Origin of the sequence: Actinomadura sp. 6K520, from assembly GCF_004349245.1 — a bacterium.
In the GTDB taxonomy this organism is placed as follows: domain Bacteria; phylum Actinomycetota; class Actinomycetes; order Streptosporangiales; family Streptosporangiaceae; genus Spirillospora.
In genome coordinates, this window is the sequence record NZ_SMLC01000094.1 from 1 (window position 1) to 12987 (window position 12987).

The window sequence follows — 12987 nt, forward strand, 5'->3', positions numbered from 1 at the left end:
CCCGGGAGGTATCGCGCCGCCGAACGCCCGCCCAGCCGGTTACTGCGGAGACCTCGGCGAGGTTCAGGTGTGGGGTGGCTTAGGCGGTGTTGATGGCCTTTTGAGCGTCGGTCCAGAGCCGTTCGGCCAGGGCGGTGTCGCGGGCCACGGGTTTCAGGGGGCGCTGTTTCAGGCCGTTGTAGTAGCGGCCCGTGCCTTCGGAGGTGAGGAGGTCCACTACGGGTTCGGCGCCGGCCTCGGGGGATTTCAAGGTGCGCTTCACCGTTCTCAGGAGGAGGCCCGGGAAGCCGCTTCGTTCGCCGAGGCCGGTTCGCAGGACGCCGGGGTGCACCGCGTCGATCGTGATACCGGCCTCCTTCCAGCGTTCGGCGAACAGCGGGACCATCAGGAGGTTGGCGAGCTTGGTGTTGGCGTAGGTCTTGGTGGGGCTGAAGTCGTCGCCGCGTGGGGTGCGGTCCGGGTCCACCCTGCCCATGACGTAGAGGCCCGCGCTGACCTGGACGACGCGCCGGAGCCGTTCCTCCAGCAGATGGTTCAGGAGGAACGGGGCGAGGTGGTTGGTGAAGAACGCCTGCTCGAACCCGTCCTCGTTGAGGTCGCGGCGGCTCGGCCAGAGCGCCGCGTTGTGGACGAGCACATCGATGACCGGGACCGCCCCGGCGATCCCGGCGGCGGCGGCGCGGGTCGTGCGGAGGGTCGACAGGTCGCCGGGGACGAACTCCGCGCCGGTCTCGCGGGCGGCGGCGGCCCCTTCGCCGGGCCGCCGCGCCACGATCGTCACCCGGTGCCCGCGCCGGGCGGCCTCCGCCGCGACGGCCCGTCCGACCCCGCGGTTCCCGCCCGTCACGACCACGTTCAGCGCATCGCTCACGGGACGCGACAGTAGCGGGTGCTAGAAACCTTCTCCAGAGAGGCTCTTCGCGGGCTCGCGCCGGGTGGTCTCCTCCGTCCGCCGCACGTGGTGGGCCACCACGGCGAGCGTGGCGGCCAGGAAGACCACCTGCATGACGGTCCTGGGGAGCAGGCGGTCGTCCCAGGGGATGTCCGTGCCGTTGAGGGCCAGGTGGACGTTCGCCGGGAACATGCCGATCAGCATCAGGCTCAGCCCGCCGGCGGCCCACGGCGCCGTCCGCTCCCAGAGGAGTGCCGCCGCGCCGGCCAGTTCCAGGACGCCGGTCACGGTCACCAGCAGCCCCGGTGCGGGCAGCGCGGGCGGGACCATGTCGATCAGCGCCTCGCGCATGCCGACGAAGTGGGCGATCCCCGTCACCGTGAACATCAGGGCGAGCCCGACGCGCAGCGGTACCGGCCACGGCCGCAGCCACCGGACGCCCACCCGGCCCGCGAGCAGCGCGGCGAGCGTGCCGCCGATCAGGAACATCAGTGGTGCCATCTCACTTCCCCCTAACTTGTCATTGTCAAGATAGGCCGGGCGCGGCAGTCTTGTCAATGACTAGATTGGGTGGCGGGCAGCTGGGGGCGATGTACGGGTTTTCCCGGATACTCAGCGTGACGAATCGCGCACATCCTGTGACTGTCCGTGCACGTCACGTCACAGGGAGGGTTACATGAAGATCAGGAAAGCGGCCGCCGCCGCCGTGGTCGCGGGCTCCGCGCTGGCGGTCGGCGCGACCGCCACCCCGGCGCTCGCCGCGTCGTGGCACAACACCGGCCAGACGTTCTACTGGTACTCGAGCTGCAAGGCCGCGGGCGAGGCCGGCGTGAAGTCCGGCTGGCAGGCCTACGACTGCAAGGGCAGCTCCGCGCCGTGGGCCAGCTACGAGCTGTGGGGCCTGTACTGACCGGGCCCCGGGCGAGACGGCGGTGCCCCGTCCGCCGGGACGGGGCGCCGCGACCGGTGTCCTCCTGACGGCGCCGCCGGCCGCCGTGGCGGCGGCCGGCGGTGCTCCACGGCGGGAGCGCCGTCAGGCGTGGGCCGGGAAGCGGTCCCAGACGCGGTGGTGGCCGAGCAGGTCGACGACCTCGTCCAGCACCGCCGAACCGTCGTCGCCGACGACGACGCCGGGCGCGCCGGTGGGGATGCCCGCGGCGTCGAGCGCCGGCCGGGCGCCGGTCACGACGCCCACCGGCTTCGCGTGCCGGTACGCCTCGGTGAGCATCAGCAGGACGCGCGGGTCGATGGGCGCGTCGGTGCCGCTCCATGCCTTGGCGTCGCGGGTCGCGAACGCGTCCTTGCCCGGTGCGGGCGCCCCGGCCAGGATCACCGCGTCGAACTCCGTCGACCGGGCGGTGAGGAAGCTGCGCTGGGCGGTGACGGGTTCGCCGCCATCCGCGCCGAGCCCGCCGCCGGTCGGGGCGACGACCAGCGGGACCATCCCGCCGTCGAAGACCGCTTCGCGGAGCGCGCGGACGGTGTCCAGGTCGCCGCCGTCGTCGGCGACGATGCCGATGACGCGGCCCTGGGTTGGCCACCTGCCGCCGACCTGGGACAGCGCCGGGCTGGGCCGGACGTCCGGGAGCTCGCGGGTGGCCCTGGGCGCGGGCAGGCCGAGGCCCTCCGCCACCTTCTCGCAGAGGTGCGGGTCGATCTCGGCGAGCACCCGCAGGGCGCGCTCCTTGATCGCGTCCTCGTAGCACTTGCCGAGCTCGAAGGTGAAGGCGTCGATGGTGTGCTCGCGCTCGGCCGGCGACAGGCTCAGCCAGAACAGGCGGGGCTGGCTGAAGTGGTCGGCGAACGAGGCGGGCGCCTCGCGGACCTTCGTCGCGGACGGGACCGGCGTGGGGTGCTCGACGTACCCGGCCTCGGCGCCACCGGCGAAGAAGGGGCAGCCGCCGTCCAGGGAGTTGGGCTTGTAGGGCGCGACGCCGGTGTGCACGGCCGTCTGGTGCAGGCCGTCGCGCAGCATGTCGTTGACGGGCGCGTGCGGCCGGTTGATCGGGATCTGCGCGAAGTTGGGCCCGCCGAGCCGGGTGAGCTGGGTGTCGAGGTAGGAGAACAGCCGCCCGGCCAGCAGCGGGTCGTCGGTGACGTCGATGCCCGGCACGAGGTGGCCGGCGTGGAAGGCGACCTGCTCGGTCTCGGCGAAGAAGTTGGCCGGGTTGGCGTTCAGGGTGAGCAGGCCGACCGGCTGCGGCGGCGCCAGCTCCTCCGGGACGATCTTGGTGGGGTCCAGCAGGTCGATGCCCTCGAAGGTCTGCTCGGGGGTGTCGGGGAAGGTCTGGATGCACAGCTCCCACTGGGGGTGGGCGCCCGCCTCGATCGCGTCGGCCAGGTCGCGGCGGTGGAAGTCGGGGTCCACGCCGTTGATGAGCTGCGCCTCCTCCCACACCAGGGAGTGCACGCCGGCCTTGGGCTTCCACAGGAACTTGGCGAGGGTGGTCCGCCCCTCGGCGTCGACCAGCCGGAACGTGTGGACGCCGAACCCCTCCATCATCCGGTAGGAACGCGGGATGCCGCGGTCGGACATGGCCCACAGCGTGTGGTGCGTCGCCTCGGTGTGCAGGGAGATGAAGTCCCAGAAGGTGTCGTGCGCGCTCTGCGCCTGCGGGATCTCCCGGTCCGGGTGGGGTTTGACGGCGTGGACGACGTCGGGGAACTTGATGGCGTCCTGGATGAAGAACACCGGGATGTTGTTGCCGACCAGGTCGTACACGCCCTCGGTCGTGTAGAACTTGGTGGCGAATCCGCGGGTGTCGCGGACGGTGTCGGCCGAGCCCCGCGAGCCCACCACCGTCGAGAACCGCGTGAAGACCGGAGTCTCGACGTCCTTCTGGAGGAACGCGGCCTTGGTGACGTTCGCGGCGGTCCCGTAGCTGGTGAAGACGCCGTGGGCCGCGGCTCCCCGCGCGTGCACGACCCGCTCCGGGATCCGCTCGTGGTCGAAGTGCATGATCTTTTCCCGCAGGTGGAAGTCCTGCAGGAGCACCGGTCCGCGGGGACCCGCCTTGAGCGAGTGGTCGGAGTCGGGGAGCCGCACCCCCTGCGCGCTCGTCAGGTGGGCGCCGCCCTGCGCGAACGCCTCGGCGGGCCCGCCGGTCGGGCGGCCCGTCGGCGTGTACGGCTCCGGCGTGGTCTGGTCCGGTTTGGGCGGGAGCGGCGCGCGAGGCTCGGTCGGCTCCTCCAGCGGCGGCGGCCGGACGCCCGGACGGCCGGGGATCTCGTCGGCGGGGCCGTCCCCGTCCTTCACCTTCCCCGCGACCTTGTCGACCGCCGCCTTGACCGGGTTGGACTCGTCCACGACCACTCCTCTTGATCGGAAGCGTGCACGCGTCCGACTACCCGCGGGCCGAGGGGCGAAGCGGAGAATCTCCAACGTTTACGAACGCCTACCCGCCCCTTGGCGGGTAGCCGCGCGGCCGGGACCCGGTCACGTGTCCGCGCCCAGGAGCAGGCCGCTCGTGGGCACGCCCGTCCCCGCGGTGATCAGCACGTTGTGGACGTCCCCCGGCTGGTTCACCGACGTGCCCCGCACGAGCCGGACGCCCTCGGCGATGCCGTTCATGCCGTGGATGTACGCCTCGCCGAGCTGGCCTCCGTGGGTGTTGAACGGGAGGCGCCCGCCGAGTTCGAGGTTGCCGTCCGCGACGAAGTCCCTGGCCTCGCCCTTGGCGCAGAAGCCGAGTTCTTCGAGCTGCGGCAGGACTAGCGGCGTGAAGTGGTCGTAGAGGATCGCGGCCTGGACGTCGGCGGGAGTCAGCCGGGACTGCTCGTAGAGCTGCCGTCCCACCAGGCCCATCTCCGGGATGCCGGTGATCTCGGAGCGGTAGTAGCTCGTCATCATGTGCTGGTCGTTGCCCGACCCCTGCGCGGCGCCCCAGATCAGGGCGGGCGGGTGCGGGAGGTCGCGGGCGCGTTCGGCCGAGACGACGACGAGGGCCTGGCCGCCGTCGCTCTCCTGGCAGCAGTCCAGGAGGCGGAGGGGTTCGGCGATCCAGCGGGACGCCTGGTGGTCCGCCAGCGTGATGGGACGGTCGTAGAACCACGCGGCGGGGTTCTTCGCCGCGTGCGCCCGGTCGACGACGGCGATGCGGCCGAAGTCCTCGCTGGTCGCGCCGTACTCGTGCATGTAGCGGCGGGCGAACATGGCGACCCACTGGGCCGGGGTGGCCAGCCCGAACGGCGTCATCCACGAGTAGGCGGCGCGGTCGGCGCTGACGTCGACCGGCCGGTCCGCCTGGCCGAGGCCGTAGCGGGTGCCGGACCGCTCGTTGAACGCGCGGTAGCAGACGACGACGTCGGCGACACCGGTCGCGACGGCCATCGCGGCCTGCTGGACGGTCCCGCAGGCCGCGCCGCCGCCGTACCCGACGCGGGAGAAGAACGTCAGCTCGCCGATGCCGAGGTTGCGGGCGATGTGGATCTCGGAGTTGGTGTCGGCGGTGAAGGTGACCATGCCGTCCACGTCGGACGGCTGGAGGCCCGCGTCGGTGACGGCGGCGAGCACCGCCTCGCAGGCGAGCCGCAGCTCGCTGCGGCCGGAGTCCTTGGAGAACTCGGTGGCGCCGATCCCCGCGATCGCGGCGGCGCCGGGCAGCACGCTCATGAGTCACTCCCCTGTCCGGGCAGTCGGACGACGACGGTGCCGGTGACGTGCGGGCCGATCTCGTTGACGCCCCGCACGGCGATCTCGACGCGGCGGTCGTCGTGCTTGGCGGTGACGGTGCCGGTGAGCACCATCGTGTCGCCGGGGTAGTTGGGCGCGCCGAGCCTGATCTTGATGGCCTTCACGACGGCGGCCGGGCCCGCCCAGCCGGTGACGTACCGGTCGACGAGGCCGTTGGTCGTCAGGATGTTCATGAAGACGTCCTTGGACCCGCGTTCGACCGCGAGGGACGGGTCGTGGTGGACGTCCTGGTAGTCGCGGCTCGCGATGGCGGTCGCGACGATCATGGTGCGGGTCAGCGGGATGCGCAGCTCGGGGAGCTCCTCCCCCACCGCGACGTCCTCGTAGCGCTTCACGTTGGTGATCACAGGGCCGCCCCGAGCAGTTCGAGGTCGGCGGACGCGCCGCCGAGGGTGCCGGAGATCTGCTTGCCCCACAGGAAGTGGCGGTGCACCGGGTAGTCGACGTCCACGCCGATGCCGCCGTGCAGGTGCTGGACGCGGTGGACGACGTTCAGCCCGCCCTCGTCCGACCACCACTTGGCGACCAGCACGGCCGATTCCGCGTCCTCCCCCGCGGTGATCAGCGATATCGCGTGCCAGAGGCAGACCCGCAGCGCGTCGATCTCGATGTAGCAGTCGGCGAGCTGGTGCTGGACGGCCTGGAACGCGGCGAGGGGACGGCCGAACTGCTCGCGGCCGGTGAGGTGGCCAGCGGCCAGGCGGAGCGCACCCTCGGCCACGCCGACCTGGACGGCGGCGAGTGCGACCCGGGCGAGCCGCAGCACCGACGCCAGGGCCTCGTCGCCGAGCGCCTGCGCGGGGGTCCCGTCGAGGGTGAGGTGCGCGGCGCCGTCGTGGGCGGTGGTCCCGGCGGGTTCCCAGGACGTACCGGCGGCGGACGTCGCGGCGAGGTAGAGGCCGGGCCCGTCGCCGGAGCGCGCCGAGACCAGGACGTGCGAGGCGCCGGACGGGGCCGGGACGACCGCCTTGGTGCCGGTCAGCCGCCACCCGGCCCCGTCACGGGCGGCCGTGCACCGTGGTTCGGCGGGGTCGGCGGTGCCGAACTCCTCCAGCGCGACCGTGAGCCTCTCCCCGCCGTCCACGAGCGCCGGGAGAAGGTCGCGCTGGGCGGCGGTGCCGTGCTCGGCGAGGGTGAGCGCCGCGACGACCGCGGGCCAGACCGGCACGGGCGCGACGGTCCGGCCCTGCTCCTCCAGCAGGACGGCCAGCCCGCCCGCGCCCAGGCCGGCGCCGCCCGCGCTCTCGGGCAGCGCGACGCCGAGCAGGCCCGCGTCCGCCAGCGCGGTCCAGAGCGTCCCGTCGAGGCCCGTCCCGGCCGCCTCGGCGGCCTTGATCCGCTCCTGCGTGGCGTGGTCGGCGAAGATCTGCCGGGCCAGGTCCCGCACGGTCTCCAGATCCTCCCCCAGGGTGAAGTCCATCAATGCTCCTCAGCGGCGGCCGGGCGGAAGACCGGCAGGGACAGGTCGGGGTCCGGGTCGATCCAGTCGAGGACGACCGGCATGCCGATCGCCACGTCCGCGGGCTCGACGCCCGTCATGTTGGCGATCAGCCGGGTTCCCTCGGCCAGCTCGATCACGGCGACGACCAGCGGGTAGTCGAACGCCGGGTGGCGGGGATGGTGGTTGACCACGTACGTGTAGACGTGGCCCTCGCCCGCCGACTCGACGGTGTCCCAGCCGAACGAGCCGCACTGCGGGCAGCACGGGCCGGGCGGATGCCGCAGGGACTTGCAGTCGGCGCAGCGCTGGATGACGAGGCGGTGCTCGCGGGCGGCGGCGAACCAGAACTCGTTGTCGTGGTTGATCGCGGGCCGCGGCCGCAGCGCCCTCGGCTCGGGCTCCGGTTCGGGCTTCGCGGCGGGCCGGAAGCGCAGCATCCGCCACCGCTGCGTCGCGATGATCTCCCCCGCCGCGTCCCGGTACGTCTTGACCGTGCTGATGAAGCGGCCCGGCCCGAGCGCGGTCTTCTTCTCCGGGGAGATCGCCTCAAGCGTCTCCGCCACGCTGACGTGGTCGCCGGGGACCAGCTCGCGGTGGAACTCGAACTCCGAGTCGGTGGCGACGACGGAGGTGTAGCCGCCCTCGGCGAGCAGGTCCGTCAGCTCGTCGGACCCGGTGCGCTCGGCGTCCGGGGAGACGGACGCGGCGTACCCGCGCATCGTCCACGCCTGGAGCATCGACGCGGGCGCCACGACGCCGGGGCGGCCGGTGGCGCGGGCGGCGTCCTCGTCCAGGTAGACGGGGTTGTCGTCGCCCATCGCCTCCACCCAGTGGCGGATCATGGGGACGTTCACGGGGTCCTGCCCCGGGCGGGGGGTGACCAGTTCCCGGCCCACCCACGCCTGCAGCCTGTCCTCGTAGCCGGGATCGCTCATGACCGCCTCGACCTCGGCAGTCCCAGGCCCTGGACGGCGACCATGTCGCGCAGCACCTCGTTGACGCCGCCGCCGAAGGTGTTGACGATGCCCTGCCGCGACAGCTGCTCGATCTGGCCGTGCAGGACGGCGCCCGGCGACTCGGGGCGGATCCGCCCGGCCGCGCCGAGGATGCCGGTCAGCGTCCGCTGGACGTCGATGTGCGTCTCCGTCCCGTAGGACTTGGCGGCCCCGGCCTGCGCGCCGGTCAGCGTGCCCGCCTCCACGGCCATGGTCATCTTCCAGTTCATCAGCCGCATCGCCTCCAGCCTGGCGTGCGTGCGGGCCAGGTCGGCGCGCACCCACGGCAGGTCGATGACGCCGTTGTCGCGGGCCCAGTCGCGGACGTCCTCCCACAGCCGGATCATCCGGCCGCCGAGCGCGGCGAGCCCGATGCGCTCGTGGTTGAGCTGGGTGGTGATCAGTCCCCAGCCGCCGTCGACCTCCCCGACGACCTCGGTCGCCGGCACCCGGACGCCGTTGTAGTAGGTGGCCGTCACCACCATCCCGCCGACCGTCTGGATCGGGCTCCAGGAGAACCCGGCGGCGTCCGTCGGGACGATGAGGATCGAAATGCCCTTGTGCTTGGGCGCGTCCGGGTCCGTCCGGGCGGCGAGCCAGATGTGGTCGGCGGTGTTGGCGCCGCTGGTGAAGATCTTGCTGCCGTCGACGACGAACGCGTCGCCGTCGCGGACGGCCCGGGTGCGCAGCGACGCCAGGTCGGTGCCGGCGTCGGGCTCGGTGTACCCGATCGCGAACACGATGTCGCCGGACAGGATGCCCGGGAGGAACCGCCGCTTCTGCTCGTCGGTCCCGTACCTCATCAGCGTCGGGCCGACCGTGTTGACGGTGACGAACGGGAACGGCAGCCCGGCCCGCTGGACCTCGTCGAAGAACACGTACTGCTCGGCGATCGACCTGCCCTGCCCGCCGTACTCGACCGGCCAGCCGTAGCCGAGCCATCCGTCGGCGCCGAGCATCTTGACGATCTCGCGGAACCGTTCGCCGCCGACGCCCTGCTCGCCGGCGCGGCGGCGCACGTCCGCGGGCAGCAGGCCCGCGAAGTACGCCCTCAGTTCCGCGCGCAGCTTCTCGTGCGCCGCGGACTCACGCAGATCCATGAACACCCTTCCGTGGTCAGGGGAGGAAACGCCGGCGTCCGGCGGCGGCGAACTCGGCGTGCAGCGCCGCCTTGTCGGCCTCGGTCATCAGCGCGTACCCGGGCGCGCCCGCCCCGTCGTCCGCGCCCTCGTCCGCACGGGCCGCCCGCCGGTACACGGGGTCGCCGGTGCGCCAGCCTTCGAGCTGCATCTCCTTCTTCCTGAGCTTGCCGGAGCCGGTCGTCGGCAGCGCGTGCGAGACGCGCACGTAGCGCGGCGCGCCCTTGGTGCCGAGGTCCTCCTGGGCGGCGAGGAACGCCGCGAGGTCCAGGTCCTCGAACCGGACGCCCGCCTGGAGCTCGATCGCCGCCATCACCTGGTCGCCGGAGCGCGGGTCGGGGACGCCGAACGCGACCGCGTCCACGATCTTCGGGTGGCGGCGCACGGCGTTCTGGGTGACCAGCGCGGAGATGTTCTCCGAGTCGACCCGGATCCAGTCGCCGGACCGCCCGGCGAAGTAGAGGAACCCGCCGCCGTCGACGTAGCCGAGGTCGCCCGTCCAGTACCAGCCGTGCCGCACCCGCTCGGCGTCCGCCGCGGGGTCGTTGTAGTAGCCCTCGAACCTGCCGGCGCCGTGCACGTCGACGATCTCGCCGACGGCGGCCTCGGCGTTCGTCACGCGGCCGTGCCCGTCCAGGATCGCGGGCTCGCAGGTCTCCAGCGTCTCCGGGTTGACGATCCGGACGCCGTCGTGCGCGGGGCGCCCGAGCGCGGTCGGCGGGGTCTCCGGCACCCGGCTGATCATGCCGGCGCTCTCGCTGGAGCCGTAGCCCTCGACGAGCGTCGCGCCGAAGCGGCGCAGGAACTCGGCCTTGTCCTCGGGGGACGCCTCCGTCCCGAACCCGTGCGTGAGCGTGTTGTCGGCGTCGTCGGGCCGTTCCGGGGTGGCGAGGACGTACCCGATGGCCTTGCCGACGTAGGTGAAGAACGTCGCGCCGTAGAACCGCACGTCCGGCAGGAACCCGGAGGCGGAGAACCCGGGGGTCAGGCAGACGGTCGCGCCCGCCGCGAGGGACGGCGCCCACAGTGCCATGAGCGCGTTGCCGTGGAACAGCGGCATCGGGCAGTAGCAGACGTCGTCGCGCTTGACGTCGTACTTGGCGCTGTTGTCGCGGCCCAGCTCGGCGAGCCTGCCCTGGGAGCAGCGGGCCGCCTTCGACGTCCCCGTCGTCCCGGACGTGAACAGCAGCAGCATCTGCGTCGCCGGGGTGACCGACGCGTCCGGTTCGGGCTCGCAGGCGTGGTCCTCGATCCGCTCCGCGTAGCCGTCGTCGTCCACGAGGAGGAACCGGTCGCGGGGGACGCCGATGTCGAGGCCGTCGAGCAGTTCCAGCCCGGCCCGGTCGGTCACGAGGAGCTGCAGGTCGGTGCGGCGGACCTCGCGCTCCAGGTAGGAGCCGGTCCGGGTCGGGTTGACGCCGACGATCGTCGCGCCGCTCAGCGCCGCGGCGCCCAGCCACAGGACGTACTCGGGGACGTTGTCCAGCAGCACACCGATGTGGAACGGCCCGTCCCGGCGCAGTTCCCGCGCCAGCGACGCGCGGGCGGCGCCCTCCCGGACGACCTCGTCCCACGTCCAGTCCCGGTCGCGGCTGCGCAGGCCGGGCCGGTCGTCGCCGAGCCGTGCCAGCAGCATCCCCGCGATCGTCTCGTCGCGCACTCCCGCTCCCCGCCTCCCTCCGAAACGCGCACACCCGCGTCCCAGACGCTAATCAGCCGGCGGCCCCCGCGCGTCCGGGCATCCCGCTGACCGGGAGCGCCCGCGCGGCGTCCCGCTCAGCGGAATTCCCAGGTGGCGGCGGTGTTCCGCGGCCCACAATGAACGGTCCGCTGCGGAGGAGAGGGCTATGGAGATCATCCAGAAACTGACCGGTCCCGGCGGCGACTTCGAGCTCCGGGATGAGGAGGTCCTCGGCGCCCGGCTGCCGGTGTTCGCCAACCGCGCCCGCGACCTCGGCGAGGTGCTCGCCCGCTCGGCGTCCTTCGGCGACCGCGACTACCTCGTCACCGCATCCGGCCGGCTGAGCTTCGCCGAGCACGCCCGGCGGGTCGCGTCCATGGCGAAGGCGCTGCGGGACGACCTCGGCGTCCGGCCCGGCGACCGCATCGCGATCAACGCCGCGAACAGCCCCGAGTGGCTCGTCTCGTTCTGGGCCGCGATCGCCGCCGGCGGCGTCGCGGTCGGCTACAACGCCTGGTGGGCGCCGCAGGAGATCGAGTACGCGCTCGGCCACACCGACCCGACGGTCGTCATCGCGGACGAGAAGCGGGCCGCGCTGATCTCCGAGAACGTGCTGACGGTGGAGACGGACGTTCCGTCGCTGACCTCGCGCTACCCGGACGCCGAGCTGGACATCCCGGACATCAGGGAGGACGACCCGGCGGTCATCCTCTACACGAGCGGCACGTCGGGCCGCCCGAAGGGCGCCGTCCACTCGCACCGCAACCTGACCTCGGTGATCGAGTACCACCGGTTCAACGACGCGATGATGGACATGTTCGGCATCGACCCGTCCACCCGCCGCTACCTCCTGGCGCTCCCGCTCTTCCACATCGCGTCGCTGCACAACCTGGCCGTCCCGCGGCTGGCCACCGGCACCGCCGTGGTCATGCACCGGGGCGCCTTCGACGTGGACAAGGTGCTCGCTCTGATCGAGAAGGAGCGGGTGACGAACTGGGGCGCCGTGCCCACGATGGCGCGCCGCATGATGGAGCACCCCGACCTCTCGAAGTACGACGTGTCGTCGCTCACCGCGTTCGCCCTGGCCTCGGCCCCGTCCTCGGTCGCCCTGAAGGAGCGGCTGCAGAAGGTGTTCCCGCCGGCGCGCGGATCACTGGTCGACAGCTACGGGCTGACGGAGTCGTGCACCGCCATCTCCGTCGCGACCCCCATGGACCTCGCCGAGGCGCCGGGGACGGTCGGCCGCCCCGTCATCGGCGTCGAGATGGAGATCCGCGATCCGGACGGCAGGCCCGTCCCCGAGGGCGTCGAAGGCGAGGTGTGCGCCCGCAGCGCCTACAACATGGTCGGCTACTGGCGGGACCCGGACGCCACCGCCGCCGCCCTCGACGCGGACCGCTGGCTCCGCACCGGTGACATCGGCGTGGTGGAGGACGGCCGGCTGCGCCTCACCACCCGCCGCTCCGACCTGATCATCCGCGGCGGCGAGAACGTCTACCCGGTCGAGGTCGAGAGCGTCCTCACCGAGCATCGGGGGGTGCGCGAGTGCATGGTCCTCGGCGCCCCGCACCCCGACCTGGGCCAGGAGGTGGCGGCGGTCGTCGTCGCCCGCGGCCCGCTGCCCGCCACCGAGGACCTGACGGCCTTCGCCCGCGAGCGCCTCGCCTACTACAAGGTCCCGACCCGCTGGACCATCACCACCGAGCCGCTCCCCCGCAACGCCACCGGCAAGATCCTCCGCAAACGCGTGGCGGACGAGTTCGCCTGATCAGCGGGAGCGGCCCCGGCCGATCCGGACGCCGGTGAAGCGGCCGAGCGGCCCGAGGCGCCGGATCGACGCGCCGGCCTTGACGTCGCCCTCCGGTGGCGTGTCGGTGTGGAGGAGCGTCACGTCACCGTCCACCTCGCCGCCCGTGAACTCGATGTCCAGGGCGCCGGGCGACCGCGGCGGATCGGGGGGCGGACCGGCCCGCAGGTACTCCAGGGTCGCGAGGGCGGCGACGAGGACCAGCACTCCGCCGGCGAGCGGCCAGGTCGGGCCGTTCGAGAACAGGTTGATCAGGTAGCCGGCGGCGGCCGCGAGCACGGCCGACGCGGCGGCGTGGGCACCGTGGCGTCTGAGGTTCATCAGGCCCCCTTCGGATCC

Annotated in this window: 12 protein-coding genes; 2 read left to right on the forward strand and 10 right to left on the reverse strand. The window is 72.8% G+C overall.

Features of this window, described 5'->3' with window-relative positions; translation table 11 throughout:
• Window positions 1-79 precede the first annotated feature (79 nt).
• Together E1289_RS23155 and E1289_RS23160 are read right to left on the reverse strand one after the other, a co-directional pair.
• Window positions 80-871 carry an SDR family NAD(P)-dependent oxidoreductase gene (locus tag E1289_RS23155; protein WP_243713087.1) on the reverse strand — a complete coding sequence of 264 codons (792 nt, stop codon included), beginning with the start codon at window positions 869-871 and terminating at the stop codon, window positions 80-82.
• 21 nt (window positions 872-892) lie between these two features.
• On the reverse strand, window positions 893-1393 hold the full coding sequence (locus E1289_RS23160) for a DoxX family membrane protein (RefSeq protein WP_131983543.1): 501 nt from the start codon (window positions 1391-1393) through the stop codon (window positions 893-895).
• 175 nt (window positions 1394-1568) lie between these two features.
• On the opposite strand from E1289_RS23160, the gene E1289_RS23165 reads away from it, so the two are divergent.
• A complete protein-coding gene (locus tag E1289_RS23165) occupies window positions 1569-1802 on the forward strand; it encodes a hypothetical protein (protein WP_131983545.1) in 234 nt (77 codons plus the stop codon).
• A 123-nt stretch (window positions 1803-1925) separates the two neighbouring features.
• On the opposite strand, the gene E1289_RS23170 is transcribed toward E1289_RS23165, so the two are convergent.
• The 7 genes from E1289_RS23170 to E1289_RS23200 form a co-directional block, all read right to left on the reverse strand.
• Complete coding sequence (locus tag E1289_RS23170; RefSeq protein WP_131983547.1) at window positions 1926-4199, reverse strand: catalase; 2274 nt, start codon at window positions 4197-4199, stop codon at window positions 1926-1928.
• Between the two features lie 129 nt (window positions 4200-4328).
• Complete coding sequence (locus tag E1289_RS23175) at window positions 4329-5504, reverse strand: lipid-transfer protein (RefSeq protein ID WP_131983549.1); 1176 nt, start codon at window positions 5502-5504, stop codon at window positions 4329-4331.
• Window positions 5501-5932 carry a MaoC family dehydratase gene (locus tag E1289_RS23180; protein WP_243713088.1) on the reverse strand — a complete coding sequence of 144 codons (432 nt, stop codon included), beginning with the start codon at window positions 5930-5932 and terminating at the stop codon, window positions 5501-5503. The genes E1289_RS23175 and E1289_RS23180 overlap by 4 nt, the downstream gene beginning before the upstream one ends.
• Entirely contained in the window at window positions 5929-7005 is a 1077-nt protein-coding gene (locus E1289_RS23185; RefSeq protein WP_131983559.1) for an acyl-CoA dehydrogenase family protein, read from the reverse strand. The genes E1289_RS23180 and E1289_RS23185 overlap by 4 nt, the downstream gene beginning before the upstream one ends.
• Window positions 7005-7961 (reverse strand): bifunctional MaoC family dehydratase N-terminal/OB-fold nucleic acid binding domain-containing protein, encoded by a 957-nt coding sequence (locus E1289_RS23190; RefSeq protein WP_131983561.1) that lies wholly within the window; start codon window positions 7959-7961, stop codon window positions 7005-7007. The genes E1289_RS23185 and E1289_RS23190 overlap by 1 nt, the downstream gene beginning before the upstream one ends.
• Window positions 7958-9121 (reverse strand): acyl-CoA dehydrogenase family protein, encoded by a 1164-nt coding sequence (locus tag E1289_RS23195; RefSeq protein ID WP_131983563.1) that lies wholly within the window; start codon window positions 9119-9121, stop codon window positions 7958-7960. Before E1289_RS23195 ends, E1289_RS23190 begins: the two co-directional genes overlap by 4 nt.
• Window positions 9122-9137: 16 nt before the next feature.
• Complete coding sequence (locus E1289_RS23200; RefSeq protein WP_131983565.1) at window positions 9138-10820, reverse strand: AMP-binding protein; 1683 nt, start codon at window positions 10818-10820, stop codon at window positions 9138-9140.
• A gap of 187 nt (window positions 10821-11007) precedes the next feature.
• Here E1289_RS23200 and E1289_RS23205 point away from each other — a divergent pair, with 187 nt between their 5' ends.
• Entirely contained in the window at window positions 11008-12609 is a 1602-nt protein-coding gene (locus E1289_RS23205; protein WP_131983567.1) for a class I adenylate-forming enzyme family protein, read from the forward strand.
• Here E1289_RS23205 and E1289_RS23210 read toward each other — a convergent pair whose 3' ends face one another.
• Window positions 12610-12969 (reverse strand): hypothetical protein, encoded by a 360-nt coding sequence (locus E1289_RS23210; RefSeq protein ID WP_131983569.1) that lies wholly within the window; start codon window positions 12967-12969, stop codon window positions 12610-12612.
• Between the last annotated feature and the right edge of the window lie 18 nt (window positions 12970-12987).

Bases quoted from the DNA above. Each gene is read 5' to 3' on its own strand.
- E1289_RS23205 (WP_131983567.1), top strand. From the start codon at position 11,008: ATGGAGATCATCCAGAAACTGACCGGTCCCGGCGGCGACTTCGAGCTC.
- E1289_RS23160 (WP_131983543.1), bottom strand. From the start codon at position 1,393: ATGGCACCACTGATGTTCCTGATCGGCGGCACGCTCGCCGCGCTGCTC.
- E1289_RS23175 (WP_131983549.1), bottom strand. From the start codon at position 5,504: ATGAGCGTGCTGCCCGGCGCCGCCGCGATCGCGGGGATCGGCGCCACC.
- E1289_RS23210 (WP_131983569.1), bottom strand. From the start codon at position 12,969: ATGAACCTCAGACGCCACGGTGCCCACGCCGCCGCGTCGGCCGTGCTC.
- E1289_RS23165 (WP_131983545.1), top strand. From the start codon at position 1,569: ATGAAGATCAGGAAAGCGGCCGCCGCCGCCGTGGTCGCGGGCTCCGCG.
- E1289_RS23195 (WP_131983563.1), bottom strand. From the start codon at position 9,121: ATGGATCTGCGTGAGTCCGCGGCGCACGAGAAGCTGCGCGCGGAACTG.
- E1289_RS23185 (WP_131983559.1), bottom strand. From the start codon at position 7,005: ATGGACTTCACCCTGGGGGAGGATCTGGAGACCGTGCGGGACCTGGCC.
- E1289_RS23190 (WP_131983561.1), bottom strand. From the start codon at position 7,961: ATGAGCGATCCCGGCTACGAGGACAGGCTGCAGGCGTGGGTGGGCCGG.